The 19,775-nt window shown below is 40.8% G+C and carries 19 protein-coding genes; 1 reads left to right on the top strand and 18 read right to left on the bottom strand.

Annotated features, from left to right (window positions below):
* Positions 1 to 36: 36 nt before the first annotated feature.
* The 18 genes from rseP to flhA form a co-directional block, all read right to left on the bottom strand.
* Positions 37 to 1,293, bottom strand: coding sequence for an RIP metalloprotease RseP (gene rseP / locus NST12_RS06810; RefSeq protein WP_048623186.1), 1,257 nt, complete (start codon positions 1,291 to 1,293; stop codon positions 37 to 39).
* A gap of 16 nt (positions 1,294 to 1,309) precedes the next feature.
* Complete coding sequence (dxr, locus tag NST12_RS06805; protein WP_341094672.1) at positions 1,310 to 2,452, bottom strand: 1-deoxy-D-xylulose-5-phosphate reductoisomerase; 1,143 nt, start codon at positions 2,450 to 2,452, stop codon at positions 1,310 to 1,312.
* A 33-nt stretch (positions 2,453 to 2,485) separates the two neighbouring features.
* Positions 2,486 to 3,274: a phosphatidate cytidylyltransferase gene (locus tag NST12_RS06800; protein ID WP_048623185.1), complete on the bottom strand. Its 789-nt coding sequence runs from the start codon at positions 3,272 to 3,274 to the stop codon at positions 2,486 to 2,488.
* A gap of 222 nt (positions 3,275 to 3,496) precedes the next feature.
* Positions 3,497 to 4,273, bottom strand: a complete 777-nt coding sequence (locus tag NST12_RS06795; protein WP_048623184.1) for an isoprenyl transferase — start codon at positions 4,271 to 4,273, stop codon at positions 3,497 to 3,499.
* A 242-nt stretch (positions 4,274 to 4,515) separates the two neighbouring features.
* Complete coding sequence (gene frr, locus NST12_RS06790) at positions 4,516 to 5,073, bottom strand: ribosome recycling factor (protein ID WP_003354612.1); 558 nt, start codon at positions 5,071 to 5,073, stop codon at positions 4,516 to 4,518.
* The gene (gene pyrH, locus NST12_RS06785) at positions 5,070 to 5,798 is read right to left on the bottom strand and encodes a UMP kinase (protein WP_048623183.1); all 729 of its coding nucleotides are present in this window, start codon (positions 5,796 to 5,798) and stop codon (positions 5,070 to 5,072) included. Before pyrH ends, frr begins: the two co-directional genes overlap by 4 nt.
* Before the next feature lie 201 nt (positions 5,799 to 5,999).
* Positions 6,000 to 6,881, bottom strand: a complete 882-nt coding sequence (gene tsf, locus NST12_RS06780; RefSeq protein WP_003354610.1) for a translation elongation factor Ts — start codon at positions 6,879 to 6,881, stop codon at positions 6,000 to 6,002.
* Positions 6,882 to 7,032: 151 nt separating this feature from the next.
* A complete protein-coding gene (rpsB, locus tag NST12_RS06775; protein WP_003354609.1) occupies positions 7,033 to 7,761 on the bottom strand; it encodes a 30S ribosomal protein S2 in 729 nt (242 codons plus the stop codon).
* Between the two features lie 150 nt (positions 7,762 to 7,911).
* On the bottom strand, positions 7,912 to 8,445 hold the full coding sequence (locus NST12_RS06770) for a hypothetical protein (RefSeq protein WP_341029143.1): 534 nt from the start codon (positions 8,443 to 8,445) through the stop codon (positions 7,912 to 7,914).
* A 25-nt stretch (positions 8,446 to 8,470) separates the two neighbouring features.
* A complete protein-coding gene (locus NST12_RS06765; protein ID WP_048623181.1) occupies positions 8,471 to 9,253 on the bottom strand; it encodes a FliA/WhiG family RNA polymerase sigma factor in 783 nt (260 codons plus the stop codon).
* A 355-nt stretch (positions 9,254 to 9,608) separates the two neighbouring features.
* A complete protein-coding gene (locus NST12_RS06760; protein WP_003354605.1) occupies positions 9,609 to 10,106 on the bottom strand; it encodes a chemotaxis protein CheD in 498 nt (165 codons plus the stop codon).
* On the bottom strand, positions 10,099 to 10,740 hold the full coding sequence (locus NST12_RS06755) for a chemotaxis protein CheC (protein WP_048623180.1): 642 nt from the start codon (positions 10,738 to 10,740) through the stop codon (positions 10,099 to 10,101). The genes NST12_RS06760 and NST12_RS06755 overlap by 8 nt, the downstream gene beginning before the upstream one ends.
* A 12-nt stretch (positions 10,741 to 10,752) precedes the next feature.
* The gene (locus NST12_RS06750) at positions 10,753 to 11,193 is read right to left on the bottom strand and encodes a chemotaxis protein CheW (protein WP_048623179.1); all 441 of its coding nucleotides are present in this window, start codon (positions 11,191 to 11,193) and stop codon (positions 10,753 to 10,755) included.
* Between the two features lie 17 nt (positions 11,194 to 11,210).
* On the bottom strand, positions 11,211 to 13,250 hold the full coding sequence (locus NST12_RS06745; protein ID WP_048623178.1) for a chemotaxis protein CheA: 2,040 nt from the start codon (positions 13,248 to 13,250) through the stop codon (positions 11,211 to 11,213).
* 15 nt (positions 13,251 to 13,265) lie between these two features.
* Positions 13,266 to 14,345 (bottom strand): protein-glutamate methylesterase/protein-glutamine glutaminase, encoded by a 1,080-nt coding sequence (locus tag NST12_RS06740; protein WP_341029138.1) that lies wholly within the window; start codon positions 14,343 to 14,345, stop codon positions 13,266 to 13,268.
* On the bottom strand, positions 14,338 to 15,213 hold the full coding sequence (locus NST12_RS06735) for a MinD/ParA family protein (protein ID WP_048623176.1): 876 nt from the start codon (positions 15,211 to 15,213) through the stop codon (positions 14,338 to 14,340). Before NST12_RS06735 ends, NST12_RS06740 begins: the two co-directional genes overlap by 8 nt.
* Positions 15,214 to 15,217: 4 nt before the next feature.
* Positions 15,218 to 16,348, bottom strand: a complete 1,131-nt coding sequence (gene flhF / locus NST12_RS06730) for a flagellar biosynthesis protein FlhF (RefSeq protein ID WP_341029135.1) — start codon at positions 16,346 to 16,348, stop codon at positions 15,218 to 15,220.
* Complete coding sequence (gene flhA / locus NST12_RS06725; RefSeq protein ID WP_341102144.1) at positions 16,345 to 18,339, bottom strand: flagellar biosynthesis protein FlhA; 1,995 nt, start codon at positions 18,337 to 18,339, stop codon at positions 16,345 to 16,347. Before flhA ends, flhF begins: the two co-directional genes overlap by 4 nt.
* 80 nt (positions 18,340 to 18,419) lie before the next feature.
* Between flhA and NST12_RS06720 the strand changes: the two genes are divergently transcribed.
* A complete protein-coding gene (locus tag NST12_RS06720) occupies positions 18,420 to 19,583 on the top strand; it encodes an IS256 family transposase (protein WP_048623008.1) in 1,164 nt (387 codons plus the stop codon).
* Positions 19,584 to 19,775 lie beyond the last annotated feature (192 nt).

Genomic DNA, 19,775 nt, shown 5'->3' with positions numbered 1-19,775 from the left:
TTTGAGGAATTTTCATTTCGATTATGAAGCATTGATTTATAAAAAGAATCTTTGGATGTCATTCCATGTTACCACAATCATCAGCAGCATTAATAGAGCAAATCCGATAAAATGAACAAGTCCTTCTTTCTGTTGATCGATCGGTTTTCCTCTAACTGCTTCAATGGCAAAAAACATCAAACGGCCTCCATCCAACGCCGGAATGGGAAGCAAGTTCATAATGCCAATGTTAATACTTAGCACTCCCGCCCATTTGATTAAATAAATAATTCCTGATTTGGCGACGGTCTCGGTGGATGCGTAAATACCAACAGGTCCTGACAACATGTTAATGGAAAAACCGCCCGTGATAAGTTTCCCTAACAAGTGAAAAATCTCAACGGTCCAAGAATACGTTTCTTCAGCCGCATAAGTAATAGTGCCGAACACTGACTTCTCAACAGGGTTATAAACGCCAATAATCCCAATCGTTTTCCCATCGATTTTCTTTGCTTCGGGAGTTACAGGAACTTCCAGCGTTTTCTTGCCTCGTTCTATACTGAAACGAAGTTCTTGTTCCGGATGTTTTTGAATAATGGACACAATATCGTTCCAGCTGTTCGTTTCTTTTCCATTTATGCTCAGTACAACATCGCCTTCTTTTAATCCAGCTTGTTTTGCAGCGCCATTATCCGTTAATTTCCCCAATTCAGGTTGATTGGTTGGAACTCCTTGCAAGGCGGCAATTAACAAAAAGGCAATAAACGCTAAAACAAAATTCATCATAGGTCCGGCAAAAATCGTCATCGCTCTTTTGCCAAGAGACTTGGAAGCAAATTGACGGTCTAAAGGCGCAATTTGCGTTTCAATGCCATTTTCAACGATAACTGCTTCTCGATGGACAGGAAAAGTTTTTAACTCTTCTTCGCCATCTTCATAGCCACGGATCAACAACTCTTTTTCCAAGTCAGCGTACTCTACTTCCACTACTTTTGCATTCGAATAGCGGTCTTTTCGATTTAATATGATTTTCACCGCTTCTCCTTTGTCATTAAGGATGAGACCGGCGCGATAACCAGGTTTTAATTCAACCGTTTCCGCATCTTCGCCGGCCATTCTGACATATCCGCCGATCGGCAATAAACGAATCGTATAGACGGTTTCCCCTTTTTTGTGTGCAAAAATCTTCGGACCAAATCCAATGGCGAACTCACGGCAAAGGATCCCTGCTCTTTTAGCAAAAATAAAATGGCCAAATTCATGGAAAAACACGAGAGCTCCAAAAATCACAACAAAGGCTAAAATTGTACTCAAATGAATAACCACCTTTTTATAATAGTGAGTCGATAAATCGGCGTGTTTCTCGATCGATGCATTGAATGGATTCTAAATCCGGGTCTTTTATTAGTGTATGCCATTCTAGCGCTTTTCCGATTAATTCTTCAATTTTGAGGAAAGAAATTTTTCCATCCAAAAAGGCTTTTACTGCCACTTCGTTTGCCGCATTCAACACAGTAGGCATGCTGCCTCCTGCTTTTCCTGCTTCATAAGCAAATGCAAGACAACGAAAACGGTCAAAATCTACTTCTTCAAAATGAAGAGACCCAATGGCTGCTAAATTGAGCCGCTTTGTAACAGGTAATGGAAGCCTTTCAGGATAAGTTAAAGCATATTGAATTGGAACACGCATATCAGGAGTTCCGAGCTGAGCAATGACAGAATGGTCCTGATATTCTACCATAGAATGAATAATACTTTCACGATGAAGTATAACATCGATTTGTTCATATGGCATTTGAAAAAGCCAGTGCGCTTCGATGACTTCCAATCCTTTATTCATCATGGTAGCCGAATCAATGGTGATCTTGGCACCCATCGACCAATTCGGATGGTTCAAAGCTTCTTCACGAGTAACGTACCGAAGCTCTTCTCTCGTTCGATCACGAAAACTTCCTCCTGAAGCCGTTAATATGAGCCTAGCAACATTCTGGCTGTTTTCACCTTGAAGACATTGGAAAATAGCCGAATGTTCGCTGTCCACAGGCAAAATATCGACATGATATTTTTGAGCAGCTCTCATCACCAAATGGCCAGCTGTAACGAGTGTTTCCTTATTGGCCAAAGCAATTGTTTTCCCCGCTTTGATCGCTTCCAACGTTGGAATCAGTCCAACGCTCCCCATGACTGCATTGACAACCGTATCCGATGCAGAAAAAAGGGCTGTCTCCGTTAAACCTTTTTCTCCATATACGAATTGAACGAAAGGAAATTCTCCTTTCAGCCTTAAAGCATCATCTTTTTCCAATACGGACACAAGCTTTGGAGAAAAATCTTTAATAATTTTTCGCGTTTCCTCTATATTTCGTCCGGCTGAAAAAGACGATAATCGGAAATAGTCTGAATGCTGCCGGATAATATCCAATGTTTGCCTTCCGATAGAACCGGTTGCCCCCAATAGACTGATGTTCTTCAAAAAACTCATCTCCTCCATATTGGTTCCGCCGTCTTATATGATGTGAAAAATATGTATCAACGGCAGAACAAACAGCCAGCTGTCACAGCGATCTAAAATTCCGCCATGTCCAGGCAAAATATTCCCAGAATCCTTAATATTATAATGCCGCTTCAGTGCGGATTCAACCAAATCGCCAATTTGTCCAAAAACAGCCATCACGAGAGCCGCTATCAAGAGCTTCGCTAAAGGCACCTCCAAATGGATCGAGAACGCAAAGACAAATGCGACTACACAGGCGGAAAGAATGCCGCCAAAAAAACCTTCGACTGTTTTTTTAGGACTGATTTCAGGCCACAATTTTTTCTTTCCAAACGATCTTCCTATTAAATAGGCGCCGATGTCAGTCGCCCAAATGATAAACAACGCCAAAAATACATAAGCCACTCCCGCATTTCTCGTTTCGATTAAATAATAGAACCCGAACCCTACATACAGTGCGGAAAGAACTCCAAACGCCGCATCATCAAATGTAAAACGATTTTTGGTGACGACTGTATACATTAAATAAATCAACACCAAGAAAAGCAAAAGTTCAAGCTTATGATACCCCCATTTTTCTATGAGGTTCTCATACCGATTCGGAATGAGCAATAGCCATAACATAATGAAAGGGATCACGCTTTCAAGCGACAATAGCCGAATTTTCTTCATTTTCAGTGCTTCATAAAGCCCCACGGACGCCATTAAATACGTTAATATTAGAAACGGCCATCCTCCATAAAGAACAATAGGCAAAAAGATGGCTGCCGCTATGACACCAGTTATAAATCGCTGTTTCATACGATTGACTCCTCACTTTTCTCCATACCAACTTTGATTACATACGCTACTATTCCATATTAAATCCCTCGATCACCGAATTCATCTTTCTACGTTATCTCAGACAATGCCATTTGATTTCAAATAATTTTTTCAAGCTCTTCTATGATCTTCATTCCTTGATCGATGATAACGGATCTTTACAAACCGCTTTGCTTGATCATCCTCTTTCGTGAATGGACATTAGCCTAATCCACCAAAGCGGCGTGACCGTTTTTGATAAGATTCCACCGCTTCAAGAAAATGGTGTTCTGAAAAATCCGGCCAAAGAGTATCTGTAAACCATAGTTCCGTGTAGGCCAGCTGCCAAAGCATAAAGTTGCTTAAACGGATTTCCCCGCTTGTACGTATCAACAAATCCGGATCAGGCAGCTGTTTCGTCATTAAATAGCGGGAGAAAGTTTCCTCATTTAAGAGCTTTTCGTTCATTACGCCGTTTTTAATGTCTTCCAGTACATGATGGACGGCTTCCATAATTTCTGCTCTGCTTCCATAATTCAAGGCGAAATTGAGAATAAGCCCGTTATTCTGCTTTGTATCATTGATCGCTTTTTTAATGGCATCTACCGTATAGGAAGGCAATTGCTGTTGGTTGCCCATCATTTGCACTTTTACATTTTCTTCAACCAGTTCTGGCAAAAACGTTCCAAGAAACTCTTGGGGAAGCTTCATTAAATAGTCCACTTCCTTTTTGGGACGTTTCCAATTTTCGGTTGAGAAAGCGTAAAGGGTCAATGCTTTCACGCCTAAACGATTGGCGAGCCGAGTGATTTTGCGAACGGTTTTCATTCCCTCGTGATGACCGGCAATTCTCGGTAAGGCGCGTTTTCTCGCCCATCTTCCATTTCCATCCATAATGATGGCGACGTGGCTCGGAATGGGGCCTTTTTTAACAATCTCCATTCGTTCTTCCAGTGAGAGATTGTTATGGGTTTTCCAAAGCTTGTTTTTATTAATCATATAACATCCTCCACTTCGCATCCTTACCAATCATTTATCGCGATAAGCGCTCATTGGTGTTTATTTTTCACACGGTGCAAATCTATAATACCAAAAACTTGTGACAGTATCTCTATTAATTACCGATCTTCCTCATTTTTTCGATGGAATTTCACAATCCATCCCAGCGATAGACACATCAATAAAAACGAAGTATGTATATAACGGAAAAACCCCCTTTTGGCAAGAGGGTTTTCACACGATCAAACTTCCATAATTTCTTTTTCTTTCTTTTTCGCCATGTCGTCAATCTTTTTCACATGTTCATCGGTAATCTTTTGGACATCTTCTGTATAGCCGCGTAAATCGTCCTCTGTAATTTCCCCGTTCTTCTCTAATTTTTTCAAATCTTCGTTTGCATCCCTGCGAACATTCCGTACTGCTACTTTCGCTTCTTCCGCTTCTTTTCGCACTAATTTTACTAATTCTTTGCGGCGTTCTTCGGTAAGCGGCGGAATCGTGATGCGAATGACGCTGCCATCGCTCGTAGGCGTCAATCCAAGATCCGATTTTAAAATCGCTTTTTCCACTTCTCCGACAACGGATTTGTCATAAGGCTGAATGACAAGCAATCTAGCCTCCGGAACTGAAATCGATGCCAGTTGATTCACCGGTGTAGGCGCTCCATAGTAATCCACTACTACTTTATCAAGCAGCGATGCGTTTGCACGCCCTGCCCGAATCGTCGCCAATTCCCTGGATAAAGCTTGAATCGCTTTTGACATTTTGTCTTTCGCTTGCTCAATCACTTGTTTTGTCATTCGGCTTTCCCCCTTATCATCGTTCCAATGGATTCTCCTAAAACAGCCTTTTTAATATTGCCTTTTTCCATAATAGAGAATACAATGAGCGGTATATCATTGTCCATACATAACGAGGAAGCAGTGGAGTCCATTACGGCCAGACCTTCTTTTAACATATCCAGATAGGAAATCTGATCGTATTTCACAGCCGATTTATCCACTTTTGGATCTGCAGAGTAAACACCATCTACATTATTTTTGGCCATTAAGATGACTTCTGCTTCAATTTCCGCCGCACGCAACGCAGCCGTCGTATCCGTAGAGAAATAAGGGTTTCCGGTGCCGGCGGCAAAAATCACAACCCGTTTCTTTTCCAGATGGCGAATGGCCCTTCTTCTTATATAAGGTTCCGCCACCTGTCTCATTTCAATGGAAGTTTGTACACGAGTTTCAATTCCAAGCTGCTCTAAGCTGTCTTGAAGCGCCATTGAATTCATGACCGTTGCCAACATTCCCATATAATCAGCGGTGGCACGATCCATTCCCATTTCGCTTCCGGTTTTCCCGCGCCAAATATTTCCTCCCCCAACGACTACTGCCACTTCGACACCAAGTTCAGCAATTTCTTTCACTTGTTCCGCAATGGATTTCACGACTTCCGGGTGAATGCCAAAGCCCCGATCCCCAGCCAGCGCTTCACCGCTTAATTTTAATACAACACGTTTATATTTTGGAACGCTCATAAGAACCTCCGTATGTAAATCACTAGTTTTTATCGTTTAGCTGTGTACCTTCTTAATTTAATGTCATGCCATTCTGAAAAAAAGGGAACACATTGTGTTCCCTCTATTCCCTCGATTTCCGAGAACAAAAAACGTTCATCTTGTTTTCAAATAAGGCATAGTGAGTATCTTCTCACTCAGATATTCTTGGAAAGGTCGAAATTATTTTTTCATTTGATTCATTACTTCTTCAGCGAAGTTTTCTTGGCGTTTTTCAATTCCTTCTCCTACTTCGAAACGCACAAAATCTTTGACAGTTGCACCTTTAGATTCAACGAATTGGCGAACTTTTTGATCAGGGTTTTTAACAAAGGATTGTTCAAGCAGACAAATTTCTTCAAAGAATTTGTTAAGACGTCCTTCAACCATTTTTTCAACAATTTTTTCAGGTTTTCCTTCATTGAGAGCTTGCTGTTTCAAAACTTGACGTTCGTGCTCTACTTCTTCTTGCGGCACTTGGTCGCGAGAAACGTATTTTGGATTCAAGGCAGCAGCATGCATAGCTACATCTTTTGCTACACTTTCATCCGTCGTTCCACTTAAGAGGGCAAGAACGCCGATTCGTCCACCCATATGCAAATATTCACCAAAAACTTCATTTTCGCCTTTCGTCTTCACTTCGAAACGGCGAAGAGTTAATTTTTCACCGATTTTAGCGATGGCTTCATTGATGTATTCACTTACTTTTGCGCCATTTTCCATCGTTTGGTCAAGAGCTTCTTCGACTGTTTTTGGTTCATTTTTCAAAATATGTTGAGCCAATTCTTTTACGAGATTTTGGAAGCTTTCGTTTTTAGCCACGAAATCTGTTTCGGAGTTGACTTCCAAAATAACGGCTTTATTTCCTTCGCTTAACAGATAAGTTGTTCCTTCAGCTGCTACGCGGTCAGCTTTTTTGGCAGCTTTGGCCATTCCTTTTTCACGAAGAAAATCGATCGCTTTTTCCATATCGCCATTCGTTTCTGTCAGCGCTTTTTTGCAATCCATCATGCCGGCGCCCGTTTTTTCACGTAGTTCTTTTACCATTTGCGCAGTAATTGCCATCTTTTTTTCCTCCTTAAGAATATATGTACTAAGCCGCAATAGCCGAAACAGCCATCCAGCTTTTGATTTCACCGTAAAATTTCTTAAAAAAAGGTGATAAGGGCCTTCCCTCTTATCACCTTTTCATTTTTATCTTGATTGGCGCTGGAGCTTATTCAGCAGCAACTTCTGCCGTTTCAGAAACTTCAGCTGTTTCTTCACCTTGTTTAGCTTCTAAAATAGCATCCGCCATTTTTGAAGTCAGAAGTTTAACAGCGCGAATCGCATCGTCATTCGCAGGAATGACATAATCAATTTCATCCGGATCACAGTTCGTATCAACAATACCGATAATCGGAATATTCAATTTCCGTGCTTCTGCTACTGCGATACGTTCTTTGCGTGGATCGATCACAAACAAAGCGTCAGGAAGTTCTTTCATATCTTTAATGCCGCCAAGAAATTTCACAAGGCGTTCATGTTCTTTTTTCAGCTGAACGACTTCTTTTTTAGGCAATACATCGAATGTGCCGTCTTCTTCCATTCTTTCGATGTCTTTCAGACGTTGAACACGTTTTTGAATCGTTTGGAAGTTGGTTAACGTTCCACCGAGCCAACGATGATTTACATAATACATTCCGGAACGCTCTGCTTCTTCTTTTACGGATTCTTGTGCTTGTTTTTTCGTACCAACAAAAAGAACTTTTCCGCCGTTAGCAGCCAATTCTTTAACGAATTGATAAGCTTCTTCTACTTTCTTCACGGTTTTTTGAAGATCGATAATATAGATGCCGTTGCGTTCTTGGAAAATGTATTTTTTCATTTTCGGATTCCAACGGCGTGTTTGGTGTCCAAAATGCACACCTGCTTCTAATAATTGTTTCATAGAAATAACAGACATTTTTTCTTTCCTCCTATGGGTTATTATCCTCCGTCCTCTTCATATTTAAACAGAGACTGACAAAAATCAGCACCCTCTGATTAAATCCGAGAACGTGTGTATTCACACCAAAAGATACTATATCATAATCAAATCTAACTATCAAGCTTATCATTGCCCATTTGTTCGAAATTTTAAAAGCAGTTGTATTTCTGTTGTACCTTTATTTAATTTATGCGCAATTTCTTCAATCGTTAAACCCTTTTTTTGTAAAAACAATACATTTTCATATAAGTCGTCTTCCGTCCAATCCAATACGTCCATCTCCGTTTTGGATTCTTTAGACCCAACGACCGACGGTTCTTGCTGGTATTTTTTCAACGCTTCTTTTTTCGAAACGACAGGCTGTTTGGACTGGGTCCATTTCCGTTCATCCTGTTTCGACTGAATCTCGAAACTTTCCTTTTTATGCTTAAGCTGCGGCTGTTCAGCATCCATGGACGATATTTTTTTCAGAAATGCTTCATTTTCATCTTTCATTTGAAGAAGATAGGTTGATAACAATTCTTCCGTATCTTGAATCATTTTTTCTTGCTCCTCTTTTAATCCGAAAAGGCGGTTTTGTCTCATGTAAAGGAGCACAACAGCAAACAGTGTGATGACATTAAAAATAATGGATATGAAAAACAAAAAAGTTGACACCATGATTCCCACCTGAATTTCAATTCTTTTAGCAGCGAAAAGGGATGCCGCTGACTTTTTTTAGCTTGTTCCGCAATTTAAAAAGAGCTTTCGAATGGATCTGTGAAATTCGTGAAGTGGAAAGATTCAGAATCTCTCCAATTTCAGTCAATGTTAACTCCTCCTGATAAAATAGGCTCAGCACTAATTTTTCTTTCTCAGACAATCCCGCTATTTCACGGGATAACTCTTGGATTAACTCCTCTTTGACAACCTCTTCTTCAGGAGTAGAGATTCGGTCATCTTTGATATCGTAGCCTTTTCCATCCATTTCCTCTTGATCTTTTATTTGATCGTCCATCGATAATATGTTGGCCGTATAATATTCAGCCATGATTTGTTGAAGTTCCTCTACGCTCATGTCTAGTTCGTTTGCGACTTCTTCCGCCGTGACATGTCTTAAAAATTGCTGCTCTAATTCTTCGATTTTGGCTTCGATTTTTTTCGCTTTTTCCCTCGTCCCTCTTGGAAGCCAGTCCTCTTTTCTGAGCCCATCTAATATTGCTCCTCTAATACGAAAAGAAGCGTATGTATCAAACTTTAAATCTCTGGACGGATCAAATTTTGTCAACGCATCCACCAAGCCTAAAAATCCGAGGCTTTTGAGTTCATCCCGGCTTACATTTTTCGGCATGTGAACAGAGAGGCGCTGAACATGATAACTGACAAGCGGAGTATATCGTTTGACAAGCAAATCCCCGGCGTCCGGATCTCTTGATGTAAGCCATAAATCCCACCATTTTTTCTCCTCTACAAGTTGTACATCTATCATGATTCTCCTCCTCGAATGTTTCCCAGGGAAGTTTGTGATTCATAGCGAGGCCGATATTCGGTTTTCGTACAACCATTTTTTGTTTGCCTGAATGAATGCGGTAAAAATAGCAGAAAATAGATGATCTTTATTGCGACGGATGTGATTTCGAAACAAACAACAGTCGAGCGAAGCGAATGAAAAATCGTCTATTGCTCTTTGAGACAGTATCCGAGTATACGAAATGATAATACATCTAGTATTCTACTATTTTTTCGATCAGAAGTTTCCTTTTCCCGTCACACACATCTAAAATAACAAACCCTTTCGTCGCCCCTACACTTCGCTTAAAGACGGGCTTCTTTCGAAAAAAATGTTAAATGATGGACACGCCTTTATTCACGGTTCTGATTTCCAAAAGGCCAGTGGAAGGATCAAACTCAATGGTTCTTCCACTGTTACCGCCAACGTCCTCGGCTACGATGGGAATATGTTCTCTGTTCAATTGTTTTTTCACTGCCTCGACATTTCTCGGTCCGATTCTCATTATTTCATTTTTGGACGAGAATTGGAACATTTGTGCTCCTCCGGCAATTTTTGCTTTTAATCGTTTACGCAGCGCACCTTCGTTGATTAACATATCCGTTAATTGGGGAATAGCTGTATCAGCAAATTTGGCTTTATTAAATGTTTCCGTCTTGGCTAGCGAAGAATCCGGCAGCATAATATGAGCCAACCCGCCAATTTTTGTTTTTTCATCAAATATGACAATTCCAACGCAAGAACCTAAACCAGCCGTTCGAATTCGATCGGGTGGGCGCACCACATTTAAATCAGCGATACCTACTTTAATGACTTTTACCGTCTCATTCATCTAGCGGCACTCCCAATGCATCCAAAACTTTCCAAAAGGAATTCGGGTCAGGCAAGAGAAAAAAATGTCCTTTCACGGAATCAGAGGCTTTTCCATCTGCTTCTTTCAAAGTCGTGTCAATAAAAATGGCATAATCGCTGTATTGGGATATTTCAAACAATCCATCACTCATTACGGCTCCCACCATATCAATGGCCAAGGCGGGTACGGACGGAAAAACATGCAGACCCGTAAAATCTCCCAAAGCAGACAAATACGAACCGGACAAAATATTTCCTAATTCTTGAAGCGCCGATAAAGCCATTTCCGAATAGGGCGGATGGTCAAAAGAAAAAGATTGGTCGCCAGTCAGCTTTTGTATAAAAAGTGCTGCCTGTTCCAGCTGGAGGACGAAAAACATGCTTCCTTCAATATCTCCTTCAATCCGCAAAAAAACGCTTGCTACAATGTTGTCCGGTCCGCCCGCCATTTCCATCACGTCATCAAAGTGAAGAATTTGTACAGTGGGAACCACCATATTTATTTTTTTATTCATCAAAGTGGACAAAGCAGTGGCTGCATGGCCCGCCCCGATATTTCCAATTTCCTTGAACGTGTCTAAATGAGCGTTTTGTATCCGATCTAAGTAACTCATCAGCTTTCATCCTTATTTTTCTAGAATTTTTTCAAGACTTAATAAAATAAGAAGCCTTTTTTCCCATTTGACAACACCCGTGATATATTCTGCTTCAATTTCCCCTACCATTTCAGGCTGGGGTTCGATGAACTCTTCGGAAATATCTAACACATCATTCGCTCCGTCCACAATGAACCCTACTTCCATTTCATTAAGCGTCGCAACAATAATTCTTGTACCATCATCAAACTCTTTTTCGGGAAGCCCAAATCGTGTTCTTAAATCAATGATCGGGGTGACCACTCCCCTTAAATTGATCACACCTTTGATAAACGGGACCGTCTTAGGTACTCGAGTAATAGGCATCAATCTTTCGATGGATTGGACTTGATGGATTGGCAGCGCATATTCGTTGTCGCCTAATTGAAAGGCAATAACCTTCAGAACAGAAGGTGCTGATATTTTGCTCATTTTTTCTCTCCCCTTCCCTATTTGATTAGTGCGTTACAATCAATGATTAATGCTACTTGACCGTCTCCTAAAATAGTCGCTCCGGATATGGCAAATACGTTCGTTAGATAATTCCCGAGACTTTTCAATACCACTTCTTGCTGCCCAATAAAAGAATCCACGACCAATGCCGCCATTTTGTCGCCTTTTCGGACGATGACAACTGACAAGTAATCATCTTCCGCCTCTTCTTTCGGTACCTCGAAGAGCTTTTCCAAAAAGAGAAGAGGCACGACTTTCCCTCTAAAATCAATGACTTTTTTACTATGCGCACTTAAGATGTCTTCTTTTTTGATAATGGCTGTTTCGATTATGGAGGATAACGGTATGGCATATTTTTCATTTCCTACTTCGATCAGCATGACTGAAATAATAGAGAGTGTCAGCGGCAGCTGAATAGAAAAGACGGAACCTTTGCCTTCAACTGAGTTGATATTGATGGATCCGCCAATCGATTCAATCGTCGTCTTGACTACATCAAGTCCCACACCTCTTCCGGAAATATCCGTAATACGGTCGGCTGTCGAAAAACCGGATTCCATAATGAGGCCAAATACTTCACTGTCCGTTAATTTCTCCGCTTCCTCTTGAGATACAATTCCTTTATCAATGGCTTTTTTTAATACTTTCTCACGGTTGATTCCCGCTCCATCATCCTCCACTTCAATGAAAACATGGTTTCCGCTTGTATAGGCTTTTAACTTTACTGTACCTTCTATCGGTTTCCCCTTCGCTTTTCTTTCTTCTTTCGTTTCAATTCCATGATCGACAGCATTTCTGAGCAAGTGGACAAGCGGATCACCGATTTCATCTATAACCGTCCGGTCCAGCTCCGTTTCCGCCCCGATGATTTCTAAATTAATTTGTTTATCTAATTCGCGGGCTAGTTTACGAACCATCCGCGGGAAACGATTAAATACCGTTTCAACCGGAATCATCCGCATATTTAAAATAATATTTTGCAAGTCTCCGGAAATTCTGGACATCCGTTCCACTGTTTCAGTCAATTCAGGGTGATTTAACTCACGGGAGATTTGCTCAAGTCGTCCGCGGTCAATCACCAGTTCTTCAAATAAATTCATCAAGCTGTCCAAACGTTCGATGTTGACACGAATCGTTTTATTGGAAACATTTTTGGATTTTCTTTGTTTGCCTCCATCTGCTTGATGATCTTTCGCGTTTTTTTCTGCAGAGGCCTTTTTCTTTTCCTCCTTGTCGGAATGATCTGTTTCTTTTGAATGGTCGCTGGCTTGTTTTGGAGAATCTGCAAAAGGCTGAACGACCACTTTTTCTACTTCTGAAACTTTCATCACTTTCTTTTCAATCTCAGAAGCTTCGTCTTTCGTCACAATCGTTACCGTAAATCGATGATCAAAATGCTCTTCTTCCAACTCTTCTACTGCAGGAACAGATTTAATGATTTCTCCGCATTTTTCAAGAACTTCAAAAATCATATAAACCCGTGCCGCTTTTAACAGACAGTCTTCCTTTAATGTAACGATCACTTCGTAACAGGAAAATCCTTGTTCTTTTGACTGCTGAATAACGGTTGTTTCAAATTCGTCATATTGCACAGAATTCCCTTCACTTGAATGGCTTGGCTCCCGGACTTCACTTTTCTCCTTCTTTTCGACGTTCGATCCGCTTTCAATCGCTTTAAGCCGTGCCACTATCTCCTCTACATTTCTTTTGCCATCTCCACCAGAAGCAATATCTTGAATCATGGCCTCCAAATCATCCACCGAAGCAAAGACAACATCTAATACGTCTGTTGTAACTTTTATTTTATGGTTGCGGATGGCATCCAGAACATTTTCCATTTTATGAGTGAGGTTTGCTAAATCTTCAAATCCCATTGTGGCGGACATTCCCTTTAAAGTATGGGCAGACCGGAATACCTCATTGACGATCTCCATATCTTCCGGGTTTTTTTCAAGCTCAAGAAGATTTTCATTAATAGCTTGCAAATGCTCTTTGCTTTCTTCTATGAATATTTCAAGATATTGAGTCGTTTCCATCTGTTCCACCTCTTCCTAAGACAAATATTTTAAGATTGATTGAGCGATATCTTGAATCGGTTTCACTTCATCAATGACATTCGCTTCAATTGCAGATTTTGGCATTCCAAATACAACGCATGAGTCTTTAGACTCAGCAATGGCATGTACATTGCCTTTTTCTTTTAATTTTATCAGACCATAAGTCCCATCTGAACCCATTCCAGTTAAAATAACGGCAATTTTTTTATAAAATTCCAATTTGCTAGCTGACTCAAAAAGAACATCTACAGAAGGCTTGTGACCATTCATTCGGGGAGATTGATCAAGCGAGATGGCAAGAGACCTTCCTACCTCCTTGATTTTCATATGAAAATTCCCGGGGGCAATATAGGCAACTCCTTTTTTCAACAGCTCACCGTCTTCCGCTTCTTTAACGTAGATGCGTGACAGTTGATTCAAACGATCAGCCAAGGATTTTGTAAATCCTGGAGGCATGTGTTGAACGATTAGAATAGGCGCTCCAATTTCCTTTGGCAGTTGCGGCAGCACTTCTTGAAGCGCTCTCGGTCCACCGGTGGAAGTGCCAATTAGCACTAAACTTTTTGCATATTCTTTCGTACTCCAATGGTTTAACTCCGACTCCCTATTGGACGTCATTAGGCCGCGATCCATCTCGTCTGTATGGACCCGCACGTTGCTTTTCGTTCCTTTTTTTACCTTTGAAGCCAGCAAAAGTTTCGAGATCAATTCATTTTTTACCTTATCCAGATCCAGCGAAATCGGTCCGGACGGCTTTGCCACAAAATCAAAAGCTCCATTTTCAAGGGCTTTAATCGCATTTTCTGTTCCTTCCTTCGTCGTACTCGACAGCATTACAACCGGCAGCTGATAATGGCTGATGATCCATTTTAGCGCTTCAAGTCCGTTCATGACTGGCATTTCGATGTCCATCGTGACGACATCCGGACATAACGTCTTCACTTTTTCTATGGCATCTTTTCCGTTTCTAGCTGTCCCGACCACTTCCAATTCAGGATGTTCGGAAACAAAGTCCGAGATCAATTTTCTCATGAATGCGGAATCATCTACTATGAGTACTTTCTTTTTATCCATCTCCAACACTGCCTTTCAGAAAAAACTGGCGAAGCTTCCCAATAAAACGACCCTTTTGGATGGTTCCCATTGCGTTCGATTGGGACAAATAAATTTCCACGATCGATTTTAATGAGCGGGAAATACTGGAATAAGGATTGTATAAAAAGAAAGGTGTCTGGCTTGCGACTGCATTCTTTACGATTTTATCTTCAGGCAATATTCCAAGTTTTGAAACCTCTTTATGCAAAAATTTCTCCATGGCCATCGATATACGTTCGAGCGTGACTTGTCCTTCTTGATTGGATTCAGCACGATTGCAAATCAAATAAAAATGTTTGTCTTGATCTCTTATTTGAATATATTTCATCATGGAATACGCGTCTGTCACAGCAGTCGGTTCAGGGGTCGTGATCACCAATAAATCATCAACAGACATCAACAGCTCCAAGCTTTCTTTTGATGCTCCGGCCCCCATATCAAACAAAATATAATCATATTCCCACTGCAATTTTGCTACGGACTCGATCCAACGTTGAAAATCATTCTCAGACCATTCAAGAAGACGCCCAAGACCAGAACCGCCGAATATGTAGGAAAAGCCCCCCGGACCGGAAATGATCAGATCCTTCAATTCATATCCGTTTTCTATAAAATCTACAATCGAGCGATCCGCACTAATACCTGATAAAATATGAATATTCGCCATGCCAATATCCAAATCAAACAATAAAACTTTTTTTCCTAACTGCGCCAAAATGACAGCTATGTTCACAGAAATATTGGACTTTCCCACGCCCCCTTTACCGCTGATCACGGCAGCCGTTTTAGCAGGTGACTGATGCAACTCTCTCAATTTCAGCCTTAATCCTTCTGCTTGGTCTTTCATATGCTTACTCCCTCAATATTTCTTTCAAAATGATTTCAGGATTGCCAGTCAATAAATCGTCCGGGACGTTTTGTCCATTTGCCAGGAACCCCACTTTTTTCCTGTACTTGCAAACAAGATTGAACAATGAGCCTTTTCGCTTTGTTTCATCTAATTTCGTAAAAATAAATTGATCAAATGGAAGGTCTTGAAATTTTTCTATTATTTCATCCAAATCTTCTGCTTTGGACGTAAGAGCCAGCACAAGATATGTCTCCATCTCTTCACGGACCGGAATGATTTCTTTTAATTGGTCGATATACTGATTTTCCCGATAATTACGTCCCGCCGTGTCAATCAAAACGAGGTCATAATCCAAAAATTTTTGCGTCGCCTTTTCAAAATCAGCAGAATTATAAACAACCTCTACAGGCACGTTCAGCAAATTGGCATAAGTTTTTAATTGTTCAATCGCGGCAATTCGGAAAGTATCCGTGGTGATAAAAGCGATTTTTTTCTTGTGTTCCAGCACTGCTTTTGCCGCCAATTTCGCCAACGTAGTCGTTTTTCCCACGCCAGTCGGCCCGACAACATTGATATATTTTTTAGCAAATAGTGGGTTGTCGGTTTGAACGGATTGAAGTTTTCTTTTTAAGTAATCAATGGCTCGTTTGCGTATTTCTGTTTCGCTCACTTCGCCCTTGGATTCAATATAAAACGCATATAGCTCGTCCCCGATGGTTCGCACATGGTCGGATCCGATTTCTTTTTGCTCCAATTCTGACAGAATGGAATGAATCATTTCCGGGTATTTGGAACGATCCTCTTTTGATGTCAAAAGAGCGATCATCGACTTTAATTCTTCTAATTCCTGTTTGAGCTGTTGATTTTCGCCGTGGTCAGCTTGCTTTTGCCGTTCTGAAACATGGAGAGGCATTTTCGGCTGTTCCGCTTCCATCCTTTCCATCCTTTCCATCATTTCCAGTTCAGGATCCACAGCGGCAATCACTTCAAATTGTTTCTTTTTAAAAAAACCGAGAAAGCCTCCACCGTACGTAATCTTGGAATTCAGAATAACAGCGTGCTCGCCTAACTCCTTTCTAATTTTTTTCATGGCTTCCGGCATGGAAGGGGCTATAAATTTCTTCACTTTCATTCGATGGTCACCACCCCGACGCTTTGTACTTCCACATTTGGTTCAAGTTCGTTGAAAGATAGGATCGGTAATCGTGGAAAATATCTTTCCAACAGCTGCCTTACAAACATTCGAATTGCCGGAGAACATAAAATGACCGGCATTTGCTGCATGATAGAAACTTCTTCTACTTTTTTTGAAACGGCTTCTATTAATTTTTGCGAATTGACCGGGTCGATCGACAAATAATTTCCATGCTCTGTTTGTTGTACACTATCAGCGATCAATTTTTCCACCTGCGCTGACAAAGTGATCACTTTGATGGTTCCTTCATCGGCATATTGATTGGTAATTTGTCGTGATAAAGCTTGACGAACATACTCGGTTAACAAATCGGTGTCGGATGTTAATTTGCCGTAATCGGCTAGCGTTTCAAAAATGATCGGCAGATTGCGTATCGAAATATTTTCTTTTAACAGTTTTGCCAACACTTTTTGTATGTCTCCAACGGATAAAGGATTCGGTGTTACTTCTTCAACAAGAACAGGATACGTTTCTTTCATATGGTCAATCAATTGCTGCGTTTCTTGTCTTCCGAGCAAATCATGGGCATTTGCTTTCAATACTTCCGTTAAATGAGTGGAAACAACACTCGGTGGGTCGACGACAGTATAGCCCAGCATTTCTGCTTGATCTTTTACTTCTTCCGTAATCCATTTGGCAGGAAGACCGAATGAAGGCTCAATCGTATCAATTCCTTCAATCGAATCCTCTTCTTCGCCGGAATTCATGGCCAAATAGTGATCAAGAAACAACTCTCCTTTGGCCACTTCATTTCCTTTAATTTTAATTCTGTATTCATTCGGGGCTAATTGAATATTATCTCTGATGCGCACAACCGGAAGAATAATCCCCAATTCCATGGCCAGCTGTCTTCGGATCATCACAATCCGATCAAGCAAGTCGCCGCCTTGGTTTGCATCGGCAAGAGGGATAAGTCCATAGCCAAATTCAAATTCAATCGGGTCAATATTTAATAAATTGACGACATTTTCGGGCCGCCGCAATTCTTCTGCTTCGTTCTCTTCTTGAACCTCTTCCGTTTCCACCGGCTCATCCGGAACTTTTTGAAGCCTGTATCCTCCGATCGCAAGCAGCGCCGCAACCGGAATCGTCAGCAAATCATTAATAGGCGTGGCAATTCCAAGCAAAAAAATGGTACCGGCCGTAACATATAACATTTTAGGATAGGATAACAATTGAGACATTACATCTTCGCCAAGATTGCTGTTTGAAGCGGTTCGAGTGACAATGATGCCAGTAGCGGTGGAAATTAATAATGCCGGTATCTGGCTGACAATTCCGTCCCCCACTGTCAACAATGAATAATGATTGGCTGCATCTTGAAACCCCATACCTTGCTGGACCATGCCAATGACCATTCCAAAAATCAAGTTAATGATGACGATAATAATACCGGCGATCGCATCGCCTTTTACAAATTTAGTCGCACCATCCATCGCTCCGTAAAAATCTGCTTCCCGTGAAATATTTTCACGTCGTTCCCGCGCTTCCTGCTCCGATATCATTCCTGCATTTAAATCCGCGTCAATGGCCATCTGTTTACCCGGCATAGCATCTAAAGTAAAACGTGCTGCCACTTCAGAAACGCGTTCTGCTCCTCTCGTGATGACAACAAACTGAATAATGATTAATATGAGGAACACGACTAAACCAACAACCAAATTTCCGCCGACAACAAACGTTCCAAACGTTTCGACAACGCCTCCTGCCTCCCCTTTGCTCAAAATAGAACGCGTTGTCGACACGTTTAAACCTAATCGAAATAAGGTTAATAGAAGCAGCAAAGACGGAAATACGGAAAATTGGAGCGCTTCATTCATATTCATGGTTGTTAACAGCACCAATAACGCAAGAGATATGTTCAGGATAATCAAAATGCTTAATAGCCATGAAGGAAAGATGATGTAAATTATTTTGTGTAAGCAAATTTTTCTACTAGAAAAAAAGAAAAAGGCAGGGTATTCTCAGATTTGCGACCAAACAAAACTGAAAGGAGATACCCTACCTTATGAGTAATAGTATACTCAACTCAGATTTCGCAAATCAACTGGAAAATATGATAAAAGATTTTGTTCAAGAAAAGCTTGAATTCATCATGAGAGAAGAAATCAAAAATTTCCTCCAAGTGGAACAGGAACACGTTCAAAACTCAAGAAATGGTTATTATCACCGTACTCTTGATACAAAGTACGGGAAAATAGAAGCTCTTACGGTTCCAAGAGATCGCAACGGGGATTTCCAGACTCAACTGTTTGAGCCTTATCAACGTCAAGACGGCTGGCTGGAACAGGCGATTATTAAAATGTATCAAAGTGGGATGAGCACTCGAGAAATTGGGAAGTTTATCGAAAGAATTCTTGGTTCAACCTACTCTCCTACCACGATTAGTCATATTACAGATGCCGCGTTGGAGGATATTCAAAAATGGCAACAACGTCCATTAAACAAACGGTATTCTGTGTTGTATCTTGATGGGTTTTATATAAAAGTTCGTCGTGATACGTATGCCAAAGAAGTCATTTACGTTGTTCTTGGTGTCAATGAAGAAGGTTATCGTGAAATTCTTGGCTTTTACGTTGGAGGTCAAGAAAGCGCGCATGGCTGGCAAGAGATTCTCCAAGACCTTTATACACGCGGTGCTCATGAAGTCTTACTTGGTGTTTTTGATGGACTCCCAGGTCTTGAAGAAGCCTTTAAAGCCGTCTATCCGAAAGCCGATGTTCAACGATGTGTGGTCCACAAAGTAAGAAATACGTTAAACAAGGTAAGGAAAAAAGACCAATTTGAAGTGGCTGAAGACCTAAAGCTGATCTATCGTTCGATGACAAGAGACGCAGCCATTCAAGCCTTTCATGAGTTTAAAGACAAGTGGTCTAAAAAGTATCCTAGAGAAGTCCAATCTTGGGAACAAGATTTAGATGTCCTCCTAACATTCATGAAATATCCGACCAGTATTCGTAGTGTCATCTACACGACCAATGCGATTGAACGAACGATTAAAGATATACGTAAACGACTCAAAACGATGAACAGCTTAACCAGTATTGAAGCAGCAGAAAAAATCACGTTCTTAACGGTACAGGACTTGAATGAAAAATGGTCCACTAGAAAACTTAAAGGGTTTTCTACGGCATACAAGGCACTTCAAGATATGTTTGAAGAAAGATACTGAAAGACCAAATTTTGTTCATGAAGAACAGAGTCTAGGGAGACTAAGTTGTCTTATATGAGACTGAATATTCAGTCTCATATAAGACAACTAAACACCTCCTCCAAGATTAAAAAAACGTATCTGAGAATACTCTCTTACACAAAATTCTTGACGGTACCGAAGGAAAAGGAATAATAAGCATTGCGACGATTA

It is taken from the genome of Bacillus sp. FSL W8-1127, assembly GCF_038006725.1.
In the GTDB taxonomy this organism is placed as follows: Bacteria; Bacillota; Bacilli; order Bacillales; family DSM-4216; genus Bacillus_O; species Bacillus_O smithii.
Note: the sequence above shows the minus strand (reverse complement) of the source record. Positions and strands in the feature narration are given on the sequence as shown.